This window comes from Streptomyces sp. NBC_00440, assembly GCF_036014215.1.
GTDB lineage: Bacteria > Actinomycetota > Actinomycetes > Streptomycetales > Streptomycetaceae > Streptomyces.
Genome location: NZ_CP107921.1, coordinates 186,001 through 209,326, shown reverse-complemented (window position 1 = coordinate 209,326; position 23,326 = coordinate 186,001). Strand labels below are relative to the sequence as shown.

Here is a 23,326-nt window from a genome sequence, read left to right as displayed (position 1 = left end):
GGCCCCGCCTCACATCCAGTCGACGAACCGCATCCACGACATCATGTTGTCCATCTCCACCGGGTCGATGGGCGAGGTCACCGCCGGGGCGGGGGCGGGGTTCCCGGGCATCCGCGTCCGGGCCTCCGCGCGCCCCGGTCCGAAGAGCGAGCGCCACACCGCGCGGGACGTGGCCAGCACCACGGGGGCCAGCCGCTCCAGCTCGCGGTGCGTGCCATTGCCGCAGATCGACACCGAGGCGATCGCCCGTCCCGAGCCCCGCAGCGGCGCCGCCACGCACGACACCCCCCGGAACGCCTCCTCGACGTCGAAGGCCACACCCCGCTCCCGGATCCGCCGCAGCTCCTCACGGAACGCCACCGGGCGGGTGATCGTGCGGGCCGTGCGCGGCCGCAGCCCCGCCCGTACCGTCTCGGCCACGAGCGCGTCCTCGCTGAACGCGAGGATCGCCTTGCCCGTCCCCGTGCAGTACGCCGGCTGCCGGCCGCCCACCCGCGAGGGCACGCTCCCGTCCTGAGCCCCGCCGATGCGCTCCAGATACACCACCTCGGGCCCGTCGAGCACGGCGAGGTGTGCCACATGCCCGGTGGACTCGTGCAGCGCGTGCAGATGCGGCAGGGCCGCTCTGCGCAGCCGGTTGTGGTGCGAGGCCAGAGCGCCGAGCTCCAGCATCCGCATCCCGAGCCGGTAGTCCCGGCCCTCCCGGTCCAGCCAGCGCAGACGTACGAGCTGATCGAGTATGCGGTGCACCGACGAGCGCGGAAGTCCCGAGCGGTGGATCACTTCGGTCAGCGTCAGCCGGGGCGCCGGGCCCTCGAAGGCACCCAGTACCAGCGCGGCTTTCTCCAACAGTGAGGGTGGCTGCTCTGCCATGTCGTGAGGCTTCCACGGTTCCCGCTCAGCGGGAAGAAGGTATTTCGTTTCGGAATAGTAAAAGCGTAGGTTCCTCGCACCCAACCAGGACGACCGAGAGGGGATGCGCATGAGTGCCGACGAGGTTCTCGCCGCCGTGCGGGCCCTTGCCCCGACCCTGCGCGAGCGCGCCGCCGAGACCGAGGCGCTGCGCCGCGTGCCGGACACTTCCATCAAGGAACTCGCCGATACCGGCTTCTTCCGGCTCCTTCAGCCCAAGGCGTACGGCGGCTTCGCCGCACACCCCGCAGTCTTCTACAGCGCCGTCAGAGAGATCGCCAGGGCCTGCGGGTCCACCGGCTGGGTCGCCTCCGTCGTCGGCGTCCACCCGTGGCACGTCGGGCTGTACGACCAGCGCGCTCAGGAGGAGGTGTGGGGCCAGGACAACCGGGTCCGCATCTGCTCCTCGTACGCCCCGACCGGCAAGGTCACCCCCACCGCCGAGGGTGACGGCTTCCGGATCTCCGGGCGCTGGCGCTTCTCATCCGGCTGCGACCACGCCGACTGGGCGCTGCTCGGCGGCATCATCAACGACGCCGACGGCAAGCCCGTCGACATGCGCACCTTCCTGGTGCCGCGCACCGACTACCGCATCGACGACGTCTGGGACACCGTCGGACTCCGCGGCAGCGGCAGCAACGACATCATCATCGAGGACGCCTTCGTCCCCGACCACCGCGCCCTCAGCTTCGGACCGGTCACCGCCCTGCAGTCCCCCGGGCAGGAGCACAACCCCGAACCGCTCTACCGCCTGCCGTACGCCTCGGTCTTCACCACCACCATCTCCACCCCGGTGATCGGCATCGCCGAAGGCGCGTACGACAGCTACGTCGCCGCCACCCGCGAGCGGATCCGCGTCTCGTACGGGCAGCAGGTCGCCGAGGACCCCTTCGCACAGGTGCGCATCGCCCGCGCCGCCAGCGACATCGACGCCTCCTGGCTACAGCTCGTCCGGAACATCTCGGACCTGTACGAGTGTGCCGAACGCGGTGAGGAGCTCCCGACCGCGCTGCGCACCCGCACCCGCCGTGACCAGGTGCTCGCCACCGAGCGCGCGGTCGCCGCCGTCGACCTGCTGATGGAGAACGCAGGCGGCAGCGCCATGCGCACCGGCGACAACGCGATCCAGCGCGCCTGGCGCGACGCCCACAACGCCCGCGGCCACGCCGCCAACGACCCCGAGCGCGCGCTCGTCCTCTTCGGCCGCGGAGCCCTCGGCCTCGAAACCCAGGACACGATGCTGTGATCGACCACGACTCCACCTCCCGCACCGTCAAGGCCGGCGGACTCACCCTGCACTACCACGAGGCGGGACCGGCCGATGCCGGCACACCCGTCGTGATCATGCTGCACGGTGGCGGCCCCGGCGCCTCCGGCTGGTCCAACTTCGGCGGCAACCTGCCGGTCTTCGCCGAGCACTTCCGTACCCTCCTCGTCGACCAGCCCTGCTTCGGAGCCTCCGACAAGCCCGAACTCGACAAGGACTTCTTCAGCTTCAGCGCGGACGCCGTGGCCGCCCTGATGGACGAACTGGGCATATCCCGGGCCCACTTCATCGGCAACTCGCTCGGCGGCGGCACCTCCACACGGATGGCGCTCAACCACCCGGACAAGGTGGACAAGCTCCTGTTGATGGGGCCCGGCGGGATCTCCCTCAACCTCTTCGCCGCCGACCCCACCGAAGGCATCAAGCGGCTCTTCGAGTTCAGCGCGGCCGCCGAGCCGACCAAGGACCAGCTGCGCACCTTCCTCACCACACTCGCCTACGACCCGGCCATCGTCACCGACGAGCTGATCGAGGAGCGCTGGGCGCAGGCCATCGATCCCAGCACCAAGGTCGGCAGCGCACGGATGGCGGCCTCCTTCGCCAACCCGGCCTGGCAGCAGGACACCATGCTGTGGCGCGAGGCCCACCGCATCACCGCACCCGTGCTGCTCACCTGGGGCCGCGAGGACCGGGCCAACCCGCTCGACGGGGCACTGGTGGCGCTCAAGGCGATCCCCGACGCCCGGCTCCATGTGTTCCCGCACTGCGGCCACTGGGCGCAGACCGAACAGGCCGACGAGTTCAACCGGCTCGCCGTCGACTTCTTCACGCACTGAGAGGCACCAGGTTCATGGATATTCGCGCACTGGGCTATCTGCGTCTGGAAACCGCCAGGTTCGATGAGTGGCGTGCCTTCACGCTCGACGTCCTCGGCATGATCGAGGCGCCGGGATCGACCGAGGACACCCTGCGGTTGCGACTCGACGACCGCGCGCACCGCATCACCGTCGTGCGCGGCGCCACCGACCGGCTCCTCGCCGCCGGCTGGGAGGTACGTGACGCCGCGGCTCTCGCCGTCGCCCGCACGGAACTCACGGCGGCCGGGGTCGAGGTCGAGGACGCCAAGCCCGACGAGCTCGCCGACCGGCGGGTGCAGGGCATGTTCCACTGCCAGGACCCGGCCGGCAACCAGCTGGAGATCTTCTGGGGCCAGGCACAGGACCACAGCCCGGCCGTCACCCCGTACGGCAACCGCTTCGTCACCGGTGACCTGGGCCTGGGCCACGTCGTGCTCCCCGCCCCCGCCATGGAGGAGGCGTACGACTTCTACGAAGGGCTCCTCGGCTTCACACTGCGCGACTCGATGCGGCTGCCCGCCGCCATCGTGCCCGGCGCCGCCGCCGACCGCGACTTCCACTGGATGCACTTCATGGGGTGCAACCCCCGCCACCACAGCCTGGGCCTGTACCCGGGCCTGATGGAGCCCGGCATCGTGCACTTCATGGTCGAGGTGGCCACGCTCGACGACGTGGGCCGCGGGCTCGACCGCATCCACGAGGCCGGCATCCCCGTCGCGTCCACCCTCGGCCGGCACACCAACGACCTGATGGTGTCCTTCTACGCGCAGGCCCCCGGCGGCTTCCAGGTCGAGTACGGCACCGAGGGCCGCCTCGTCGACGACAGCACCTGGGTCGCCAAGGAGATGACCGCCGACAGCTTCTGGGGCCACAAGTGGAACGGCTGACGGAGGCACCGGTCGCCCCGGCCGCCTTCCGGGAGGTGCTCGGCCGGTTCGCGAGCGGCATCACGGTCGTCGCGTCCGCCGACAGCGACGGCAGGCCGGTGGGCCTCGCCTGCCAGTCCTTCGCCTCGCTCTCCCTCGACCCGCCGCTGGTCATGCTCTGCGTCGGCAAGTCGTCGACCAGCTGGCCGCATGTCGCGCGCACCGGACGATTCACCGTCAGCGTCCTCGCCGAGGAACAGCGCGAGGTCTGCGCAGCGCTCGGCGGACGCGGGGGCGACAAGTTCGACGGCGTCGGCTGGACGGTGTCGGAGCACGGCACCGTACGGATCGACGGCGCCCTGGCCACCGTGGACTGCGCGCTGTACGACGTCCAGGAGGCGGGCGACCACCTCGTCGTCACCGGCCAGGTACTCGAACTCGCCGCCAGGCCGGACGGATCACCGCTGCTCTACTTCGGCAGCGCCTACGCGGCAGGCGACTTCCGATGAACCCCGGCGTGCGCTGCGGCGGCGCGGGGCGGCCCGGCAGCCGCCCCCGCCCGCCGCTGGCCACAGCCGTGAAACGTGACCGGGCGCCGGCGCCGAACGGCGCCCGGCCGGAGAGGACCGCCCCATGAACACCCGCTGGGACCACAGTTACGACGTGGTCGTCGTCGGATCCGGCGCCGCCGGATTCGCGGCGGCCATCACCGCGCGGCTGCGCGGCCTGACCGCCCTGGTGATCGAGAAGACGGAGCTGTACGGCGGCTCCACCGCCCTGTCGGGCGGCGCGATCTGGGTACCGGGCAACTTCCATCTGGACGCCGCGGGCCTCGGCGACACCCCTGCCAAGGCGCGCGCCTACCTCGACGCGACCGTCGGCGACCGGGTGCCCGCCGAACGCAAGGACGCCTACCTGGAGCACGGCCCGCGCATGGTCCGTGAGTTCCACGACCGCACCACGGTCAGATTCGCCTACACCCCCGGCTACTCCGACTACTTCCCGGAGGCGCTCGGCGGCTATCCGCAGGGCCGCTCCATCGAGCCGCTGGTCTTCGACTTCAAGAAGCTCCCGCCCGACCGCAGCGCCACCATGCGCCCGGCCGGTCTGCCCACCTACGGGCTCACCATCACCTCGTACGACTTCCGCTTCCTCAACATGGTCGCCCGCACCTGGGAGGGCCGGAAGACATCGGTGAAGGTCGGTCTGCAGGCGGTCGGGGCGCTGGCCAGGGGTGCGAAGCCGATCGCACTCGGCCAGGCGCTGATCGCCCGGATGCGCCAGTCGCTCGACGCACTCGGCGGCGTGCTGTGGCTGTCCACGCCGCTCACCGGCCTGGTGGAGGAGGACGGCCGGATCACCGGCGTACGCGCCGAGCGCAACGGCACGCCCGTCACGATCCGGGCGCACGGCGGCGTGGTCCTCGCCTCCGGCGGCTTCTCGCACGACCAGCAGCTGCGTGAGAAGTACCTGCCCGCGCCCACCTCGACGGCCTGGACCTCGGCATCGGACGGGCAGACCGGTGACGCGCTGCGGCTCGGCGTCGAGGCGGGCGCCGCGACGGACCTGCTCGACAAGGTGTGGGGCGCCCCGTCCGTCGTACCGCCGGGCCCGGACGAGAAGCCGTTCTTCCTGGTCGCCGACCGGGGCATCCCCGGCATGGTCATCGTCAACGGCGCGGGGGAGCGGTACGCCAACGAGGCTGCTCCGTACCACCAGTTCGTCGACGAGATGTACGCCAAGGACCGGCCGGACGCCTCCACCGTGCCGTCCTGGCTGATCATGGACGGCCGGGCCAAGGCGCGCTACATCTTCATGGGTCTCTTCCCGGGCCAGCCCTTCCCGAAGAAGTGGCTGGCGAGCGGCTTCGTCAAGAAGGCGCGGACACTGCCCGAACTGGCCGCCCGGATCGGCGCGGCGCCGGAGCAACTCGGCGCCACCATCGAACGGTTCAACGGCTTCGCGCGGGCGGGCCGTGACGAGGACTTCCAGCGCGGCGAGAGCGTCTACGACCGGTACTACGGCGACCCGACGCTGCTCAATCCCAACCTCGCCCCGCTGGAGAAGGCGCCGTACTACGCCATCCCCGTCCACCCCGGGGACATCGGCACCAAGGGCGGCCTGGTGGCCGACGGGTCCGCGCGGGTCCTGCGCGAGGACGGCACCGCCATCAAGGGGCTGTACGCGTCGGGCAACGTGTCCGCCGCGGTGATGGGCGAGACCTATCCCGGTCCTGGGGCGACCATCGGCCCCGCCATGGCATTCAGCTGGGCGGCCGTGGGGGACATCGCGCGGGAGCTCAAGAGCGAACGCCAGTAGTGCCTCGCTGTACGGGAAGCCACCGGAGGGGGCGGTCGACATGACCGCCCCCTCCGGCGTTCGCCCCCGCCGCTGATACATCGGACAACTGGGTCGCCGTGCATGGCTGCTGACCCTGTGTCGGACCCCTTGACACCTGGCTGAGCCAGATAGCAGAGTTCCGCCCGTTCGTTGAATTCATCGATACATCCGATGAAAGCTCGTTGGTGGCAGACATATCTGCTGGGCAGCTCGCCCCTACCGTGTCAGGGAGTCAGACGTGCACCGCAGTTCGGACGACAGACCAGGAGGCAGAGCCGCCCCGAAACGGCGGCTCGCGACGGTGGCGGTCCTCGCCGCCGTGACCGTGGGCGCGGCGCCCGCGCTCACCGCAGGCACCGCGGCTGCGGCCCACGCCCCGGCGGGCCGGAACATCTACGTATCGGCGACCGGTAGCGACCGGAACTCCGGGGACTCCACCCGCAGGCCCCTGCTGACCCTGGCGGCCGCGCAGGTCTCCGCGAGGAAGGCGTCCAGGGCGGGGCACCCGGTCCATGTGTGGGTACGCGGCGGTACCTACCACCTCGCGGCCACCCTGAAGTTCGGCGCCGCGGACTCCGGCAGCGCGTCCGCCCCGGTGACCTACTCCTCGTACCCCGGCGAGCGGGCCGTGCTCAGCGGCGGCCGCAGGGTGACGGCCGCCTGGACCACCGACCGGGACAACAGCGCGATCCGGGTGGCGGACATCGGCGCGCACCGGAAGATCGACGGGCTGTTCGTGGGCGGCACCCGGCAAGTCCTGGCCCGCTACCCGAACTTCGACCCGGACACCGCCGTACTCAACGGCTCCACCACCATGGCCACCCTCAACGCCCGGTCGGCGCGGTGGAAGAACCCGTCCACCGGCGACATCCGCGGACTGCACTCATCCGACTGGGGCGGCAACGACTACACGATCACCGGGCGCGACGACTCCGGCCTGAAGCTCAAGTGGGTCGGCGACAACAACCGGGGCGGCGACGTGGACACCGCGCACGTCGTCGCGGAGGGTGTGTTCGAGGAACTCGACGCGCCCGGCGAGTGGTTCTACGACCAGGACGCCGGCAAGCTCTACATGATCCCGCCGGCCGGCACCGATCTGTCGAAGACCACGGTGGACACCGCGGAGCTGGACGAACTCGTCCGGGTCGAGGGCACGTCGGCGTCCCGCCCCGTCCATGACCTCACGTTCGACGGGTTCACCTACACCGCCACGCACCGGACCCTCTTCGACACCCCGTACGAGCCGCTGCAGCTCGGCGACTGGGCGGTGGCGCGGGCCGGTGCCGTCCACATCAAGAACGCCAGGAACATCACCGTCTCCCGCTCCTCCTTCGCCCAGGTCGGCGGCAACGGGGTCTTCATCGACGGCTACAACAAGGACGACGCCGTCACCGGCAACACCTTCACCGGATCCGGCGCGAGCGACGTACAGGTGGTGGGCTCCACCAGGGCCGTCCGGAACCCGTCGACCTGGGCGCACATGGTCGATCCGCCCACGGACCTCACCCCCGGTCCCAGGACCGACGACTACCCGCGCGACATCGACGTCAGCGACAACAGCATGGCCGACATGGGCCGGTTCGAGAAACAGAGCGCCGGTGTAAACATCTCGATGAGCAGCCGCGTCACCGTCGCCCACAACACCATCCACGGCAGTCCACGGTCCTGTGTCAACGTCAACGACGGCACCTGGGGCGGGCACCGGATCCAGTACAACGACATCTTCGACTGCGTGAAGGAGACGTCGGACCACGGGCCGGTCAACGCCTGGGGCCGGGACCGTTACTGGCCCATCGCCGGGCCCAGCATCAACCCCAGCGCGGAGTCCGACGCCCTGCAGAAGAGCTACTCGCTGCTCGACGTCGTCCGGCCGATCACGATCAGCAACAACCGGATCTGGCACAACAGCGAATGGGCCATCGACCTGGACGACGGATCGAGCAACTACATCGTCAAGAACAACCTGCTGCTCGGCGCCGGAATCAAGCTGCTCGACGGATTCAAGCGGACGGTCACCAACAACATCGTCGTGGGCGGATCGGTCTACGAGCAGATCTCGCACCGCGACAACGGCGACGCCATCACGAAGAACATCATCCTTGCGGACTCGCCCTACTCACTCACCGGCAGCGACCCCGCCGCCGCCAAGTACGCCGCAGACAACAACCTGTTCTGGGACAACGGCCGGCCAGTCGCCCTGCCCGCCGTCTGGAGCACCAGTCATCTGGACACCCACTCGGTCACCGCGGATCCCCGCTTCGCCGGGGGCTCACCGTGGGACTCGCCCGGTATGACGGACTACACACCGGCCGCGGACTCACCCGCGAAGGCACTGGGATTCACCGACTTCCCGATGAACCGGTTCGGCACCGGAAGGCCGGGCGAAGCGACACCCCCGGCGGTCGGCTGGCCGGCCGCACCCGACCCGGACACGGTGATCGAGACCCAGCCCGAGCCGCTGATGGGCGCCACCGCCCGCCAGGTCTACGACAAGGCCACCCAGTCGGCCGTCGGACTGGGCGACTTCAACGGGCTCTACCTCCAGAGCGTCCCGGCCACCTCCTACGCCTACGGGCAGGGTCTGCGCCCCCTAGACGTGATCCGGTCCGTGAACGGGACCGGTGTGACGGACCGCGACAGCTTCTGGACCGTCTACAACAGGCTCGCCCCCGGGAGCACCGTCACCCTGAGCGTCTGGCGTGCGCAGGCCGCCACCACGGTCGGCCTCGTCAAGCCCACCGACCCTCAGCAGTACAACAACACCGCGGGCGTGACCTACACCGGAAGCGGCTGGGGCTGGCGCGGCGCCAAGGCCGGCGGCCAGGGCTCGTACCAGAACGACATCGACGCCACCACCGCCACCGGCGACTCCTTCACCTTCACCTTCAACGGCACCGGAGCCGACTTCCTCACCGAGCTGAACGCGGACGAGGGAACGATCGGCATCGCCGTCGACGGGGTCCACCGGGAGACCGTGGACGCCACCAGCGGCTCCCGCCAGTACCAGCAGAAGCTCTACTCGGTCAGCGGACTCCCGGCCGGGGTGCACACCCTCACCGGGACGATGAAGAGCGGGCAGTACATGATCGTGGACGGCTTCACCGTGCGGAGCTGACGTATCGGCCCGCTCAGCCCCGCACATCCCCGCGCCGCCGGCCGGACCGAACAGGTCCGGCCGGCGGCTCTGTGTTCCGGGTTTCCGGGTTCCGGCCACACAGGGGGAGTGGCGGGTACGACGGCCTTTCGGCAAGTACGGTGGGATACAGGGGGGTTGGGGCGGGGCGATCCGCGTGATCGAGGCGGGGTGATCCGCCTGCTCCTCTCCGAGCTGTCGTATTGCGGTCCGAGCTGTCGTATTCCGGATGTTCCGCCGTTCCGCGGACGGAGCCCGGTTCTTCTTCTGGGGGGTTCATGCAGAGATCGAGAACGCTGTCGGTCGCTCTCGCCATGTCGTTCGCCACGGCCGGTCTGGGGGTGATCGCGGCACCCGGGGCGTCCGCGATCACGCCACCGGTGGCGTTCACGGCGGACGCGCTGCCGACCTGGCAGACCAACGGGATCGTCTGGGCGCTCGCCCAGAGCAACGGCGTGGTGTTCGCGGGCGGTACGTTCTCCGCGCTGCGGCCACCGGCCGGTGTCTCCGGCAAGGCGCGGTCCGCGGTGAACTTCGCCGCGTTCAACGCCGCCACCGGCGCGCCCACCAGCTGCACACTCTCCTTCACGGTCGGCAGCGGTACCGCCACCGTGCGAGCCCTGGCGGTATCGCCCGACAAGAAGACGCTCTACGCGGGCGGATACTTCGGCGCGGTCAACGGCACCAAGGTGTCCTCGCTGGCGGCCATCGACATCGCCACCTGCAAGCCCAGGACCTCGTTCCGGCCCGCCTTCTCCGCCACCGTGCGGGCGCTGACGGTCACCAAGGACACGGTGTATGCGGGAGGCGACTTCGGCACCGTCAGCGGACAGAAGCGCCAGCGCTTCGCCGCGGTCAAGGCGTCCGACGGGGCCGTACTGCCCTTCACCGCCAACGCCGACGAGCCGGGCCGCGCCCTCGCACTGACCCCTGACGGCAAGAACGCGGTGCTCGGCGGCGACTTCTTCAAGGTCAACGGAACGACATCGCACGCCCTGGCCGTGGTGGACGCCACATCGGGCAAGGTGACGAAGGCCTACCCGGGCTTCATCGAGACCAACTCGGTGGTCAAGACGCTCGACACGGACGCCACCGGGATCTACACCGGCAACGAGGGCACCGGCTTCGGTGTGTTCGACGGCCGGATCGCCCTCAACGCGAGCAGCCTGAACCAGCGCTGGCGTGACACCTGCCTGGGCGCCACCCAGTCCGTGAAGTCGTACAAGGGCGTGCTCTACAGCGCCTCGCACGCCCACGACTGCTCCAGCGTCGGCGAGTTCCCCAACGGTCCGCGCCACCACTTCCTGGCGGAACCCACCACGGGTACCGGCAAGCTCGGCTGGTTCCCTGACACCAACGACGGCAACGGTGAGGGGATCGGCCCCCGCGCCCTGACCATCGCGGCCGCCGGCTCCACCCAGTACCTCTGGTCGGGCGGCGAGTTCACCACCGTCAACCGCGCCGCGGCACAGAGCCTCACCCGGTTCGCCTCCACCGGCGACAAGGGCGCGCCGACCGTTCCGGTGGGCGCCGCGGTCAGTGCGAAGCCGGGACAGGTGCAGGTCAGCTGGCGCGCCAGCTTCGACACGGACGACTCGAAGCTGACGTACAAGGTCTACCGCAACGGGTCCAGCACGCCCATGGCGACCGTGCAGGCCGACTCACTGATGTGGGCCCGGCCCCAGGTGTCCGTCAAGGACACCTCGGTCACCAAGGGCAAGAGCTACAGCTACCGGATCACCGCATCCGACGCCGCGGGCAACACCAGCGCCAAGTCGGCGGCGGTCACCGCCACCGCGACGGCCGCGGCGGAGCCCTACCCGACGGCGGTCATCGGCAACGGTGCCTCGCTGTACTGGCGCTACGACGACCACGCGCAGCCGTTCGTGGCGGACACGTCGAGCGGAAACCGCTCCGGCGTGGACGTCAACGCCCCCTCGCTGCGCCGGACCCCGGGAGCGGTCGGCGCCCCGTCCACCGCGATCGGGTTCAACGGCACCAACCAGTGGATATACAGCGACCGCCGGTACGCCGCACCCGCCAAGTACAGCCTGGAGACCTGGTTCAGGACCACCAGCACCGCGGGCGGCAAGCTGATCGGGTTCGGCGACAACACGACGGCCGCCAGCAAGAAGTACGACAAGCAGGTGTACATGACCAATGCGGGCAAGCTCGTGTTCGGCGTGAGCGGCAGCGGATTCAAGACGCTGGAGAGCCCCAAGGCGTACAACGACGGCACCTGGCACCAGGCCGTCGCGACACAGGGCCCGACCGGTATGCGCCTCTACGTCGACGGCCACCTCCTGAAGAGCAACACCGTGACGAAGAGCGAGAGTTCCAGCGGCTACTGGCGGGTGGGCGGCGACTCACTGGCCGGCTGGCCCTCGCGGCCCACGAGCGACTTCTTCAAGGGGGACCTGGACGAGACGGCCGTCTACCCCGGGGTGCTCAGCGCCGCGCGGGTCGCCGGTCACTACACGCTGGGAAAGAGTGCAGGCTGATGAGCGCGCCCGGAAGGAGCGCCGGCCGATGAGCGGGGGAAGCCAGGCCGACCGTGACGCCAGGACCGTCGAGATCGGCTATGCCCTGGTCAGCGCGGGCTTCCTCGGCGCGCTGGTGTTCGGCGTGATCGCCGGTCCGGCGGCCGTGTGGGATCTGCCGCACCGCGTCACGGCAGCCCTGGTGCTGACCGGGGCCGCGGCCGCCGGACTGCTCGCGGTGGTGCGTGTGGTCCATGTGCTGCGTACGTACGAACGCGGGCACCGCTCGGGGGACGGCCCAGGAGGACGTACGGACGCGGTGTGACGCTGAAGCGGCGGCGGGGCCGGCAGATCCGGCTCGCCGCCGGCCGCACGGTCGGGTGGCCCGTCGCGGCCCGAGCGGCCGGCGTTGCACCGGGTGCAGCAGCGCGCGGCGGCGGGCGCTGCCGCCGGGAATTTGTGCATGTCACAGGCGTGCGACCAGAATGCGACTCCGTACCGATCTGATCTGATCCCCACCCGATCCGATCCTGACCCGATCCCGACCCGTGAGGAACCCGGCTGTGGCCCCCGCACCGTCCCCGCGCCCCGACCCCGCCCCGGCGCCCGTCACCGTCGTCGGAATCGGCGCCGACGGCTGGGACGGCCTTCCCGCCGCATCGCAGCAGGCCCTGCTGAACGCCCAGGTCCTCGTCGGCGGCGCCCGCCAACTGGCCCTGCTCCCGCAGCGATGCCCGGGTGAGCGGGTCGAGTGGCCCTCACCGCTGCGCCCCGCAGTGCCCGGCATCCTCGCCGCACGCTCCGGCCGCCGCATCGCCGTACTGGCCAGCGGCGACCCCATGTTCTACGGCATCGGGCGGGCGCTGACCGAGGTGCTCGGCGAGGATGGGGGGCGGCTCGTCGTACTGCCGTACCCCTCGTCCGTCTCGTACGCCTGCGCCCGGCTGGGCTGGCCGGTCGAGGACACGGAGGTCGTCACCCTCGTCGGCCGCCCCACCGCCCGGCTGACCGCCGCCCTGCACGACCGCCGCCGGCTCCTGGTGCTCAGCGCGGGCGCCGCGACACCCGCCGAGGTGGCGGTGCACCTGGACGGTCACGGCTTCGGAGCGAGCCGGATACGGGTGCTCGAACAGCTCGGCGGTGAGCGCGAGAACATCACCGATGGCAACGCCGCGACCTGGCCGCATCCGCCCGGCGACCCGCTGAACGTGATCGCGGTCGACTGCCGCCGCACCCCCGGAGCCCCGAGAACCGGCGCCGTCCCCGGGCTCCCCGACGAGGCGTACGAACACGATGGTCAGCTCACCAAGCGCCATGTGCGCGCCGCCACCCTGGGCGCGCTCGCCCCCGCCCCCGGCGAACTGCTCTGGGACATCGGGGGCGGCTCGGGGTCCATCGCCATCGAGTGGATGCGCACGCACCCGTCCTGCCGCGCCATCACCGTCGAGCGCGACCCGGTACGGGGCGAGCGCATCGCCCGCAACGCCGCCCGGCTCGGTGTGCCCGCGCTGCGGGTCGTCACCGGCGCGGCCCCGGACGCACTGGCCGGACTGCCCGCGCCGGACGCGGTGTTCGTCGGGGGAGGGCTGACCGCCCCGGGCCTGCTGGACGCGTGCTGGGAGGCCCTGCCCGACGGCGGGCGGCTCGTCGCCAACACCGTGACGCTGGAGTCCGAGGCGCTCCTCGCCGACCGCTACCGCAGACACGGCGGCGACCTGGTGCGCCTCGCCGTCGCACACGCCGTGCCCGTCGGGGGCTTCACCGGCTGGCGGCAGGCCATGCCGGTCACCCAGTGGGCCGTTGAGAAGAACCCGTATCCCCTCCCTGTTCCTGGAGAAGACAGATGACCGTGTACTTCATCGGCGCCGGGCCCGGCGCCGCGGACCTCATCACGGTGCGCGGCGCCCGTCTGCTCGCGTCCTGCGGTGTCTGCCTCTACGCGGGCAGCCTGGTACCGCGTGAGCTGCTGGCCGAATGCCCGCCGGACGCCAGGCTGACCGACACCGCGCAGCTCGACCTGGATGAGATCACCGCCGAGCTGGTACGCGCCGACCGGGAGGGCCAGGACGTGGCGCGGCTGCACTCCGGGGACCCCTCGGTCTTCAGCGCGGTGGCCGAGCAGATGCGCAGGCTCGACGCGGCAGGGGTGAACTACGAGGTGGTGCCCGGCGTTCCCGCCTTCGCCGCGGCGGCAGCGGCGCTGAAGCGCGAACTGACGGTCCCCACCGTCGGCCAGACCGTGATCCTCACCCGGGTCGCCCAGCGCGCCACCGCGATGCCGGAAGGCGAGGACCTCGCCACACTCGGCCGCAGCGGCGCGCTGATCGTGCTGCACCTGGCAGTGCAGCACGCCGAGCGGGTCGTGGCGGAGCTGCTGCCGCACTACGGAGCGGACTGCCCGGCCGCTGTGGTGGCACTGGCCAGCCGGCCCGGCGAAGTGGTCCTGCGGGGCACCCTCGACACCATCGCGGGCCAGGTCGCGGAGGCCGGCATCCTGCGCACGGCGGTCATCATGGTCGGCCGCACGCTCGGCGCCGAACAGTTCGGCGACAGCCACCTCTACTCGCCGGAGCGGGAGCGGCACTCCTGCCGGTGATCCGGTCCGGCAATCCCGTACGGAGATCCGTGGCCGGGGCGCGCAGGGGTGTCGGCGCGGTGCCGGGGCGCGGGCCCGAGCGGTGCTATGCATGGGCGCGTGGAGTGGTTCTGGGCACCGGAGTACACACTGAGCCGGCTGGTCTTCCAGCGGGCGCTGGCAGTCGTCTACCTGATCGCGTTCGTGGCGGCGGCCCGGCAGTTCCGGGGCCTGATCGGGGAACGCGGCATGCTGCCGGCACCGCGGTTTCTGGCACGGGCGCCCTTCCGGCGCGCGCCGGGCGTCTTCCACCTCCACTATTCGGACCGCTTCTTCGCCGGGTGGGCGTGGCTGGGCGCGCTGCTGGCGGCGGCCGTGGCGGCGGGCGCCGCCGACGCCGTGCCGCTGTGGGCCGCCATGGTGTGGTGGGCGGCGCTGTGGGTCATGTACCTGTCGATCGTGAACGTGGGCCAGATCTGGTACGGCTTCGGCTGGGAATCGCTGCTGCTGGAGACCGGCTCCCTGGCGGTCTTCCTGGGCAATGCCCGGACGGCGCCGCCGGTGCTGGTGGTCTGGTTGTTGCGCTGGGTGCTCTTCCGGGTGGAATTCGGCGCGGGCCTGATCAAGATGCGCGGCGACCGCTGCTGGCGTGATCTGACCTGCCTCTGCTACCACCACGAGACGCAGCCGATGCCGGGGCCGCTCAGCTGGTTCTTCCACCGGCTGCCCCGGCCGCTCCACCGGGTCGAGACGGGCGCCAACCACGTGGCCCAACTGCTCGTGCCGGTACTGCTGTTCACCCCGCAGCCGGTGGCGACCTGGGCTGCGGCGGTGATCGTGGTCACTCAGCTGTGGCTGGTGCTCTCGGGCAATTTCGCCTGGCTGAACTGGCTGACGATCATCCTGGCGATTTCCGCCGTCGACGCATCCGTCCTGGGTGCCGGACACCTGGTCACACCGCGGGCCGAGGCGGGGCCGCTGTGGTTCGCGGTGCTGGTGTCGGCGATGACGGTGTTCGTTCTCCTGCGGAGCTACCGGCCGGCCCGCAACCTGGTCTCGCGGCGGCAGCTGATGAACACGTCCTTCGACCCGTTGCACCTGGTCAACGCGTACGGGGCGTTCGGCACCGTGACCCGCATCCGGTACGAAGTGGTGGTCGAGGGTACCGCGGAGGCCGCGCTCACCGACGCTGCCCGGTGGCAGGAGTACGGCTTCAAGGGCAAACCGGGCGAGGTGCGCCGGCTTTCCCGGCAGTTCGCGCCGTACCACCTGCGGCTGGACTGGTTGATGTGGTTCGCGGCCCTCTCCCCGGCCCACGCCGCCCCGTGGTTCGGACCGTTCATGGAGAGGCTGCTGGAGAACGACCGTGACACGCTGCGGCTGCTGCGGCACAACCCATTCCCTGACGCACCACCGGCACATGTCCGGGCCCGGCTGTTCCGCTACCGGTTCACCACCTGGCGGGAGCTGCGGGAGAGCGGGGCATGGTGGCACCGGGAGCCGGTGGGCCTCTTCTTCCCGCCCACACCGCCTGCACCACCCGTATCGCGCACCTGAAGGAGCCCTGGCCACGCTCACAGGACGGGCGGTGGCCCCCACGGAGTCTCCAGAGCGGCGCGCAGGGCGTCGACGGCCCGGTGGCCGATCCGCGTCGCGAGCTCGTCCTCGACCTGCTGGAGGATGAGCCCGGCCCGCCGGTGGGCTCGCTCGCCCTGAGCGGTGCGCCGGATCAGCCGCTGCCGGCCGGAGGAGGGGTCGGGCACCTGCTCCAGCAGCCCGGCGGCCACCAGACCGTGGACCGCCTGGTGAGCGGTCTGCCGGGTGACCCCCATCCGCCGGGCGAGTCCGGACACCGTGGTGCCCTGCTCGCCGAGCACGGCGAAGAGATGGACCTGCGCCGGGGACACCGGCACCTCACCGGCCTCTTCCATGGTCGCCAGCAGGGCCTCCTCGAACCAGCGCCGGGCTTCGGTCAGCAGTTGGGGGAGGGTGCGGCCGGCGGCGTGCATCTGTTCCTCACAGCGGATCGGGGTCGGGCCGGTCCGGAGTGGGACCGGCGGGTTGCCATGCGGCGAACGGTCATGTCAGGCTACCTGACATTCACTGTTCCGAGTCCGGAAGGAACCCATGACGATCGAGTACGCCACCGCCTACCGGCGGGCGTCGCGCATCCCGCCCGAGCCGGGCAAGCCCTATTTCATAGAGAAGGGCGAAGGCGACCGAGCCCACCTCTTCGGGGACCTGGTCACCATCTACGCGGGCGGCGAACAGAGCGAGAACTCCTTCAACTTCTTCACCGTCGAAGGACCCAAGGGCGACATCATCCCGGCCCATCTGCACCCCGACACCTACGAGGTCTTCTACGTGACGGCCGGAGCCGTCCGCCTGTTCGTCGAGGACACCGAGGGCATCCAGCAGGAGAAGCTCCTCACCCCCGGCGACTTCGGCTTCGTACCCAGGAACTGCCCGCACGCCTACCGCATCGAGCGCCACCACAGCCAGGTCGTCGGCGTCGCCGCAGGACCCGGGGGCACCTTCGAGCGGTTCTTCGAGAACTTCGGCGCCCCCACCGAGCAACTCGGCCTGCCGCACGAGCCCGTCGTCCCGGCGCCCGGGAAATTCGCCAGCATCCCCGAGGAGTACGACGTGCGGTTCCTCCCCGATCACCAGTGGAGCGCGCAGTGAACGCCGGGAAATTCCTGCCCGAACAGCTCGTCGCGCCGCACCCGGACGTCGCCCCGCTGCCGTATGCCGCGCCCTTCGAAACCGGCACGCGAGTGCTGCGCGGCATCCCGTACGCGCTGCGCGACGGCATGCGCCCGCTGGAGCTGGACCTGTGGCTGCCCGGCGGCGGCGGGCCGGCCCCGCTGGTGCTCTTCGCGCACGGCGGCGCCTGGCTGCGGGGCCGGCGTGACGACATGGGGTTCCGGCTGCGGGAGTGGTCCCCGGGACCGCTGGCCCGTATCGCGGCCGCGGGTTTCGCCGTGGCCTGCGTCGACTACCGGCTCAGCGGTGAGGCGGCCTTCCCCGCCCCGCTCGACGACCTGGGCTCCGCGTTGCGGTGGCTGACACTCCGCTCCGCCGAGCTCGGTATCGACACCGGCCGGACCGTGGTGTGGGGCGAGTCCGCCGGCGCGCACCTCGCCTCGCTCCTGGCCCTCACCCACACCGGCCCGCCCCTCGCCGGAGCGGTCGTCTGGTACGGACCCAGCGACCTCACCACCCCGCGCGGCGGCTTCAGCCCGGACAACCCGGCCACCCCGGAGGCGCTGCTGCTGGGCGGCGCCCCCGCGACGGTCCCCGAACGCGCCCGCGCGGCCAGCCCGCTCTCCCGCGTCCACGCCGGCGCACCACCGTTCCTCGTCGTGCACGGCGAGGACGACACCATGGTCAGCTGTTCGCACAGCAGAGATCTCGCAGCGGCGCTGGACAAGACCGGCGCGCACGTCGACCTGCGGCTGATACCGGGGGCCGACCACGGCTGGGCGGGGTTGACCGATGACCGGGTGGAGTCGATCTTCACCGGCTCACTGAGATTCGCCCACGGCCTGGTGTCATAGGTCCGGTCCGTAACCCCGCAGGCCCGACGGACCCGCCTGAGGCGAGCCGCATCTGCCGCTGCCGGGCATCGGGACGTCGGTGGTGCGACACCACCGGACGGTGATCAACGGGATCCTGTTCAGGGTCCGCAGAACCATCCTGTGGCGCGATCTGCCCGAACGCTACGGATCGTGGGGAACGGCCTATGAGCGACATCGACGCTGGTCGGCAGCCGGAACGCGGGACCGGATCCCAACGACGTCTTGGGTGGGATCCGGGTACCCCGACCGATGGGCGGAAGGCCCCGGACCCGCCCCGACCACGTCAGCGTGACAAGGCATACGGTTCCCGCAACCGCCGCTACCGGCGGCGACGCCAAACCAGGCACACCGTTTCCGGAGTCCGAAGACCAGCGCGCCTACCGCCGACGCCGGGGCAGTGCCCCTGAGGATCGCGCCGCAACCGTGGAGCGCAGGCGTCTGTCCCGTTGTCCAACAGATCGTTGCCGAACAGCAGACCCGGGCCAGTTCACCGACGATGAAGCACCTCCCCCCTTACCGTCCGCCACGCGACCCTTGAGGCCCTGACCCGCCACATGCAGGCCGCCGGACCGCACACATGGATCGCCGACCATCGACGTGATCTCGCGGCCATCGAGCAGCACCGGCAGGACGTGGCCGTCTTCCGAGTTCAGCCACCGGTCGGGCAGTTCCCCGTTCCACGCGCTGTCGGCGCGTAGCGGCTGTGGCAAATGGGCGCGCCGGCAAGCTCGTTCCTGTCACGGTCGTGGTCCCATCCCGGCGAACAGGGCGTCGAGAATTCGGTCGACGTATGCGTGGGTCAGTGGCTCCTGAGTGATCAGCAGGCGGAAGTACAGCGGGCCGGAGAGGATCGCCATTGCCAGGTCCAGGTCGAAGTCGGGCGCCAGTTGGCCCTGGTCTCGTGCCGACTTCAGGCGGGCGACGGTCTTGTTCGCCTGCGGGACGATGAAGCGCTCATTGAGCGCGGCGGCTACGCCGGGGTCGTGCTGGGCCTCGCCGACCAGGGCCCGAAAGAGGGGGCTGTGGGACGTCCCGGCCAGGACGTCAATGGCTTCATAGATCTGGTTGCGCAGGTCTGCGGCGACATCGCCCGTGTCGGGGTAGTCCAGTGCTGAATCACTGAGCGACAGCAGCGAATCGAGCAGCAGGGCGCCTTTGGAGCGCCAGCGGCGGTAGACGGTGTGTTTGCCGACACCGGCCCGGGCGGCGACCGCCTCGATGCTGAGCTTGGCGTAGCCGAGATCCTGCCCCAGGTCCAGCGTGGTTCGCATGATGGCTTTGGTCAGGTCGGGGCCGCTTCGACGGGCATTGGTCATGTTCCCACCCTAGCGGCACGGCACGTGCCGTGCTTGACAGGAATGCATGACCCCGGCACGCTTCTGCCCACGGAACGGCACGGCACGTGCCGTGCCTTTGTGAGGGGTGGATGTGTGGATGCTGACGTGATCATTGTGGGCGCGGGGCCGACGGGCCTGATGCTGGCCAACGAACTACGCACCGCGGGCGTGCGGCCCTTGCTCCTGGAGCGGCAGACGCGGCTGCGCGAGACACCGAGGGCGAACGGCCTGGGCGGGCAGATCCTGGAACTGCTGCACTATCGGGACATGCTGACCGACCTCCAGGCGGCCAGCACCGACCCTCACCCTGCTCCCAGGTTCCCGTTCGGGAACGTGCACCTGGACTTCAGTCACCTGACAGATCCGCCGATGAGCGCTGTCCAGATACCGCAGCCGCGTCTTGAGTGCCTGCTGGAGGAGCGTGCAGAACGACTCGGCAGCCGAGTCCGTCGCGGTCACGAGGTGCTCGGGGTCAGCCAGGACCAGGACGGTGTGTCCGTGGAAGTCCATTGCGCGGAGGGGCCGTACCGGGCGCGCGCCAGGTATCTGGTCGGCTGCGACGGCTCGCGCAGCGGTGTGCGGGATATGGCGGGCATCCGGTTTCCGGGGACGACACATCGCGAGGTCAACCGGCTGAGCCAGGTCACGCTGGCCGAGGGAGCGGGGCGGTGTGACAACGGCGACCTCGACGTGCCCGGGCTGGGCACACTGCGTGCGGGGTTCACGCGGACCGACCGCGGCGTGCTCGGGTTCGGCTGGCTCACGTCCGAGGTGCTGATGATCTCCACCACCGAGAACGAGGACACCGCGTACGAAGACGACGTGCCGATGACCCTGGCCGAGCTGCAGGACAGCATTCGCCGCGTTATCGGTGTCGATCTGCCTCTGGGAGAACCGCTTCGCCTGTCGCGTTACCAGTTCCAGGACCGGCAGGCTGATCGATACCGCGAGGGCCGCGTCCTGCTGGCAGGCGACGCCGCCCACCAGTGTCCGGCCACCGGCGTAGCGCTCAATGCCGGCATGCTCGACGCGGTCAACCTTGCGTGGAAGCTGGCGGCCGAGGTTCACGGCTGGGCGCCACCCGGCCTGTTGGACACCTATCAGTCCGAACGCCACGCCGCAGGGGCGCGGACGCTGCTCCACACCCGTGCCCAGATGGCATTGCGGCGCGGACACGACCCCGTCGCAGAAGCGCTCCGCGAGCTCTTCCAAGAACTGCTCGGCGACGAGGCGCCCCTGCGCCGCATCGGAGCCCTGGTCGCCGGAAGCGACTTTCGCTGCCCGCCGCCCGACGGCAACGGGCATGCTCTGACCGGTGCTTTCGTACCCGACCTCACCCTGGACATCGCCCAGGGGACGACCAGCATCGCGAAGCTCATGCACCCCGCGCGTCCCCTGTTCCTCGACCTCGCGGACCGTCCGGAACTCCGGGAGGTCGCCGATGGATGGGCACACCGCGTGGACATCCACAGGGCAGGCACCGACGACCGGCCGGCCGACGCCCTCCTGATCCGCCCGGACGCCCATATCGCCTGGGCCGCGCCCGTCGGTGGATCCTCCGACACCCTCCTACCCGCGCTGCGGCAGGCCCTGTCCACTTGGTTCGGAGACCCGCTGACCCACGAGGGACCGCACCACCAGCCGACCACCGACCGCGTATCAGCAACGCACACACGATGAGGACGCCGGCCATGCCCGTACCCGCCGACCCCACCACTCTCCACCCGATGCCGGGCCAGCCGCGGGGACACCGTCGTGGGCAACGACGTCTGGTTCGGGCACGGTGCCACCGTCATGCCCGGCGTACGCATCGGACACGGTGCGATCATCGCCGCCGGCTCCGTGATCACCAAGGACATCCCCGACTACGGCATCGTCGGCGGCAACCCTGCCCGTCTCATCCGCACCCGCTACAGCGACACGGACATCGTCCGACTACTCGCGCTGGCCTGGCGGGACTGGCCCCGGAGTACATCAGCGAGCATGTGCGGACCCTCATGTCCGGCAGCGTCGACCAGTTGCAGGATGCGGCACCCTCCCTTCCACACCCGTGACCCACCGCCCACGCGCTCACCATCACCTCCCGGAAAGAACCGCCACCATGCCCTCCGCCACCGACCGAACCCCCTTCACCGACTGGCTCGAAGGTCATGCCACCCCGCTCAGCCACCTCGACCCGACAGCTCCCCTGGACGACCTGGAACCGCTGCGTGACATCCTCGACGGTGCCCGTGTGGTCGCCCTCGGCGAACACTCCCACTTCATCAACGAGTTCGCCGCAATGCGGCAGCGCATCCTGCGGTTCCTCGTCGAACGCTGCGGCTTCACCGTCCTGGCCTTCGAGTACGGCTTCTGCGAAGCCATACCCCTCGACGCCTGGACCCACGGCACGGGAGCGGACGACGACCTCTCCGCACTCCTGGCAACCGCCGTCCCCATCGGGCTCCAGGAGCCGGTGCGCTACCTCCGCCGGCACAACCACACCGCCCCGGAACCGGTCCACTTCGCAGGAATCGACATTCCGGCGGCCGGTGGGTCGCTGCTCCCCGCCCTGGCCCCGGTCGCCGACTACCTCCGCCACATCGACCCGGAGACCCTGCCGACGGTCCAGAGCGCGACCACGATCGCTGCGTCCTTCGCCGGTGACTCGGCAGCCGTGGCCGCACCCGCATGGGCGCGCCTGACCGCCAACGAACAGGACACCCTCAGCGCGCTCCTGGCGCGGCTCCTCATCCGATTCCGTTCCCTGAAACCGCTGTACCTCTCCCGCGGAGACCGAGACAGCTACGACACCGCCCTGCGATGCCTGGAGGCCGCCTGCCACGGCGACTACACCTTCCGCGCCATGGCTGCCCTCTTCGCCGGAGACGGGCTCACAGCCGACACATCCGCCCGCGACCTCTACATGGCGGAGTCACTTCTCTGGCACCTCAACCGGCTTGAACCCACGGCCCGCGTCGTACTGATGGCGCACAACGCCCACATCCAGAGAACGCCGATCGCCTTCGACGGCCACCTCACCGGGCTCCCCATGGGGCAGCACCTGCACCACGCCCTCGGTGACGCATACTTCGCCCTCGGCCTGACCAGCGTCACCGGTCACACCGCCGACATGCATCGTGACGAGGACGCCCCCTTCGGATTCACCGTCCACAACACCCCGCTGGAACCTCCCACGCCGGGAAGCATCGAAGCGGCCTTCGCCGAGACCGGTCTCGGACTCGCTGTAGCTGATCTCCGTCAGGTTCGGGCCGAGAACCTCAGCACCCCTGACCGGATCCGTTTGCAAGGGATCTACCAGCACACGCCAGTCGTCGACGCGTTCGACGGCATCCTCAGCACACCCGCCTCCACCACCACCGACCTGGAGAAGCCATGACCAGCAGGTTCACCGAATTGGTCGTCGATTGCCACGATCCGCAACGACTCGCGGGCTTCTGGTGCGAAGTCCTGGACTTCACCGTGCTCGACCGGAGCGAGGGCAAAGTCGAGATCGGCTCCTGGGAGCCGACTGTCGAAGCCATCCGAGCCGGTCAGATGCCGCCAACACTGATGTTCATCCAGGTGCCCGAGGGAAAGACGGTGAAGAACCGGCTCCACCTCGACGTGAGCCCCATCGACGCCAGCACTGACGACGAAGTCGCCAGACTGCTCAGCCTCGGCGCCACCACAGTGGACGTGGGTCAAGGCGCCGCACGCAGCTGGACGGTCATGGCCGACCCCGAGGGCAACGAATTCGACGTCGTGCGCACCCTGGCACCCACAACCCGCGTCACCCCGACTGCACAGCCAGGATTCGGCGCAGGACCGGACCGCTCCAGGACCAGCCCCGCATAGCCTCGACGACGCGCGTCGGGCCAGGCCGGTCGTAGCGGGCCTGTCTCGAAATGGGCCTCGAACTTCGCCGCTCACACGGGTGTTCGCCGGATGTGAACACGGCCTTCGTCTGATCCTGTGCTCCGACCAAGGACACACCTG

At 70.4% G+C, this 23,326-nt stretch carries 19 protein-coding genes and 2 pseudogenes; 18 read left to right on the top strand and 3 right to left on the bottom strand.

Features of this window, described 5'->3' with window-relative positions; all coding sequences use genetic code 11:
• Positions 1 to 9: 9 nt before the first annotated feature.
• A complete protein-coding gene (locus OHB13_RS01000; RefSeq protein ID WP_266860283.1) occupies positions 10 to 873 on the bottom strand; it encodes an IclR family transcriptional regulator in 864 nt (287 codons plus the stop codon).
• A gap of 103 nt (positions 874 to 976) precedes the next feature.
• Here OHB13_RS01000 and hsaA point away from each other — a divergent pair, with 103 nt between their 5' ends.
• From hsaA to OHB13_RS00945, 11 genes are all read left to right on the top strand, one after another.
• Positions 977 to 2,158, top strand: a complete 1,182-nt coding sequence (hsaA, locus tag OHB13_RS00995; protein ID WP_328374843.1) for a 3-hydroxy-9,10-secoandrosta-1,3,5(10)-triene-9,17-dione monooxygenase oxygenase subunit — start codon at positions 977 to 979, stop codon at positions 2,156 to 2,158.
• A complete protein-coding gene (hsaD, locus tag OHB13_RS00990; RefSeq protein WP_328374841.1) occupies positions 2,155 to 3,015 on the top strand; it encodes a 4,5:9,10-diseco-3-hydroxy-5,9,17-trioxoandrosta-1(10),2-diene-4-oate hydrolase in 861 nt (286 codons plus the stop codon). The genes hsaA and hsaD overlap by 4 nt, the downstream gene beginning before the upstream one ends.
• Before the next feature lie 14 nt (positions 3,016 to 3,029).
• A complete protein-coding gene (locus OHB13_RS00985) occupies positions 3,030 to 3,923 on the top strand; it encodes a VOC family protein (protein WP_266860288.1) in 894 nt (297 codons plus the stop codon).
• Positions 3,911 to 4,411, top strand: a complete 501-nt coding sequence (locus OHB13_RS00980) for a flavin reductase family protein (RefSeq protein WP_266860290.1) — start codon at positions 3,911 to 3,913, stop codon at positions 4,409 to 4,411. The genes OHB13_RS00985 and OHB13_RS00980 overlap by 13 nt, the downstream gene beginning before the upstream one ends.
• A 124-nt stretch (positions 4,412 to 4,535) precedes the next feature.
• On the top strand, positions 4,536 to 6,221 hold the full coding sequence (locus tag OHB13_RS00975; protein ID WP_328374839.1) for an FAD-dependent oxidoreductase: 1,686 nt from the start codon (positions 4,536 to 4,538) through the stop codon (positions 6,219 to 6,221).
• A 259-nt stretch (positions 6,222 to 6,480) separates the two neighbouring features.
• On the top strand, positions 6,481 to 9,357 hold the full coding sequence (locus OHB13_RS00970) for a PDZ domain-containing protein (RefSeq protein WP_328374837.1): 2,877 nt from the start codon (positions 6,481 to 6,483) through the stop codon (positions 9,355 to 9,357).
• Positions 9,358 to 9,653: 296 nt separating this feature from the next.
• Entirely contained in the window at positions 9,654 to 11,876 is a 2,223-nt protein-coding gene (locus tag OHB13_RS00965) for a LamG domain-containing protein (RefSeq protein ID WP_328374836.1), read from the top strand.
• 28 nt (positions 11,877 to 11,904) lie between these two features.
• Positions 11,905 to 12,180 (top strand): DUF6332 family protein, encoded by a 276-nt coding sequence (locus OHB13_RS00960; protein ID WP_328374835.1) that lies wholly within the window; start codon positions 11,905 to 11,907, stop codon positions 12,178 to 12,180.
• Between the two features lie 238 nt (positions 12,181 to 12,418).
• Complete coding sequence (gene cbiE, locus OHB13_RS00955) at positions 12,419 to 13,702, top strand: precorrin-6y C5,15-methyltransferase (decarboxylating) subunit CbiE (protein WP_328374833.1); 1,284 nt, start codon at positions 12,419 to 12,421, stop codon at positions 13,700 to 13,702.
• Positions 13,699 to 14,451, top strand: coding sequence for a precorrin-4 C(11)-methyltransferase (gene cobM, locus OHB13_RS00950; RefSeq protein ID WP_266860301.1), 753 nt, complete (start codon positions 13,699 to 13,701; stop codon positions 14,449 to 14,451). Before cbiE ends, cobM begins: the two co-directional genes overlap by 4 nt.
• A gap of 99 nt (positions 14,452 to 14,550) precedes the next feature.
• Positions 14,551 to 15,987, top strand: a complete 1,437-nt coding sequence (locus OHB13_RS00945) for a lipase maturation factor family protein (protein ID WP_328374829.1) — start codon at positions 14,551 to 14,553, stop codon at positions 15,985 to 15,987.
• A 17-nt stretch (positions 15,988 to 16,004) separates the two neighbouring features.
• Here OHB13_RS00945 and OHB13_RS00940 read toward each other — a convergent pair whose 3' ends face one another.
• Positions 16,005 to 16,439, bottom strand: coding sequence for a MarR family winged helix-turn-helix transcriptional regulator (locus OHB13_RS00940; protein ID WP_328374827.1), 435 nt, complete (start codon positions 16,437 to 16,439; stop codon positions 16,005 to 16,007).
• Between the two features lie 118 nt (positions 16,440 to 16,557).
• On the opposite strand from OHB13_RS00940, the gene OHB13_RS00935 reads away from it, so the two are divergent.
• From OHB13_RS00935 to OHB13_RS00925, 3 genes and pseudogenes are all read left to right on the top strand, one after another.
• Complete coding sequence (locus OHB13_RS00935) at positions 16,558 to 17,115, top strand: quercetin 2,3-dioxygenase (RefSeq protein WP_328374826.1); 558 nt, start codon at positions 16,558 to 16,560, stop codon at positions 17,113 to 17,115.
• The gene (locus OHB13_RS00930) at positions 17,112 to 17,990 is read left to right on the top strand and encodes an alpha/beta hydrolase (RefSeq protein WP_328374825.1); all 879 of its coding nucleotides are present in this window, start codon (positions 17,112 to 17,114) and stop codon (positions 17,988 to 17,990) included. The genes OHB13_RS00935 and OHB13_RS00930 overlap by 4 nt, the downstream gene beginning before the upstream one ends.
• Before the next feature lie 52 nt (positions 17,991 to 18,042).
• A pseudogene (locus OHB13_RS00925) lies at positions 18,043 to 18,407 on the top strand (transposase); the annotation flags it as partial.
• Between the two features lie 341 nt (positions 18,408 to 18,748).
• Here the strand turns inward: OHB13_RS00925 and OHB13_RS00920 are convergent.
• On the bottom strand, positions 18,749 to 19,327 hold the full coding sequence (locus tag OHB13_RS00920) for a TetR/AcrR family transcriptional regulator (RefSeq protein WP_266860311.1): 579 nt from the start codon (positions 19,325 to 19,327) through the stop codon (positions 18,749 to 18,751).
• 114 nt (positions 19,328 to 19,441) lie between these two features.
• On the opposite strand from OHB13_RS00920, the gene OHB13_RS00915 reads away from it, so the two are divergent.
• From OHB13_RS00915 to OHB13_RS00900, 4 genes and pseudogenes are all read left to right on the top strand, one after another.
• On the top strand, positions 19,442 to 21,028 hold the full coding sequence (locus tag OHB13_RS00915; protein WP_328374822.1) for an FAD-dependent monooxygenase: 1,587 nt from the start codon (positions 19,442 to 19,444) through the stop codon (positions 21,026 to 21,028).
• Positions 21,029 to 21,088: 60 nt separating this feature from the next.
• Positions 21,089 to 21,310, top strand: a pseudogene (locus OHB13_RS00910) (CatB-related O-acetyltransferase); the annotation flags it as partial.
• A gap of 139 nt (positions 21,311 to 21,449) precedes the next feature.
• Positions 21,450 to 22,727, top strand: coding sequence for an erythromycin esterase family protein (locus tag OHB13_RS00905; protein WP_328374820.1), 1,278 nt, complete (start codon positions 21,450 to 21,452; stop codon positions 22,725 to 22,727).
• The gene (locus OHB13_RS00900; RefSeq protein WP_266860317.1) at positions 22,724 to 23,185 is read left to right on the top strand and encodes a VOC family protein; all 462 of its coding nucleotides are present in this window, start codon (positions 22,724 to 22,726) and stop codon (positions 23,183 to 23,185) included. Before OHB13_RS00905 ends, OHB13_RS00900 begins: the two co-directional genes overlap by 4 nt.
• The last annotated feature ends 141 nt before the right edge of the window (positions 23,186 to 23,326 follow it).

Coding starts and splice junctions, on each gene's coding strand:
- OHB13_RS00905 (WP_328374820.1), top strand. CDS start 21,450: ATGCCCTCCGCCACCGACCGAACCCCCTTCACCGACTGGCTCGAAGGT.
- cobM (WP_266860301.1), top strand. CDS start 13,699: ATGACCGTGTACTTCATCGGCGCCGGGCCCGGCGCCGCGGACCTCATC.
- OHB13_RS00935 (WP_328374826.1), top strand. CDS start 16,558: ATGACGATCGAGTACGCCACCGCCTACCGGCGGGCGTCGCGCATCCCG.
- OHB13_RS00940 (WP_328374827.1), bottom strand. CDS start 16,439: ATGCACGCCGCCGGCCGCACCCTCCCCCAACTGCTGACCGAAGCCCGG.
- hsaA (WP_328374843.1), top strand. CDS start 977: ATGCGCATGAGTGCCGACGAGGTTCTCGCCGCCGTGCGGGCCCTTGCC.
- OHB13_RS00985 (WP_266860288.1), top strand. CDS start 3,030: ATGGATATTCGCGCACTGGGCTATCTGCGTCTGGAAACCGCCAGGTTC.
- OHB13_RS00900 (WP_266860317.1), top strand. CDS start 22,724: ATGACCAGCAGGTTCACCGAATTGGTCGTCGATTGCCACGATCCGCAA.
- OHB13_RS00965 (WP_328374836.1), top strand. CDS start 9,654: ATGCAGAGATCGAGAACGCTGTCGGTCGCTCTCGCCATGTCGTTCGCC.
- OHB13_RS01000 (WP_266860283.1), bottom strand. CDS start 873: ATGGCAGAGCAGCCACCCTCACTGTTGGAGAAAGCCGCGCTGGTACTG.
- OHB13_RS00920 (WP_266860311.1), bottom strand. CDS start 19,327: ATGACCAATGCCCGTCGAAGCGGCCCCGACCTGACCAAAGCCATCATG.
- OHB13_RS00960 (WP_328374835.1), top strand. CDS start 11,905: ATGAGCGGGGGAAGCCAGGCCGACCGTGACGCCAGGACCGTCGAGATC.
- OHB13_RS00975 (WP_328374839.1), top strand. CDS start 4,536: ATGAACACCCGCTGGGACCACAGTTACGACGTGGTCGTCGTCGGATCC.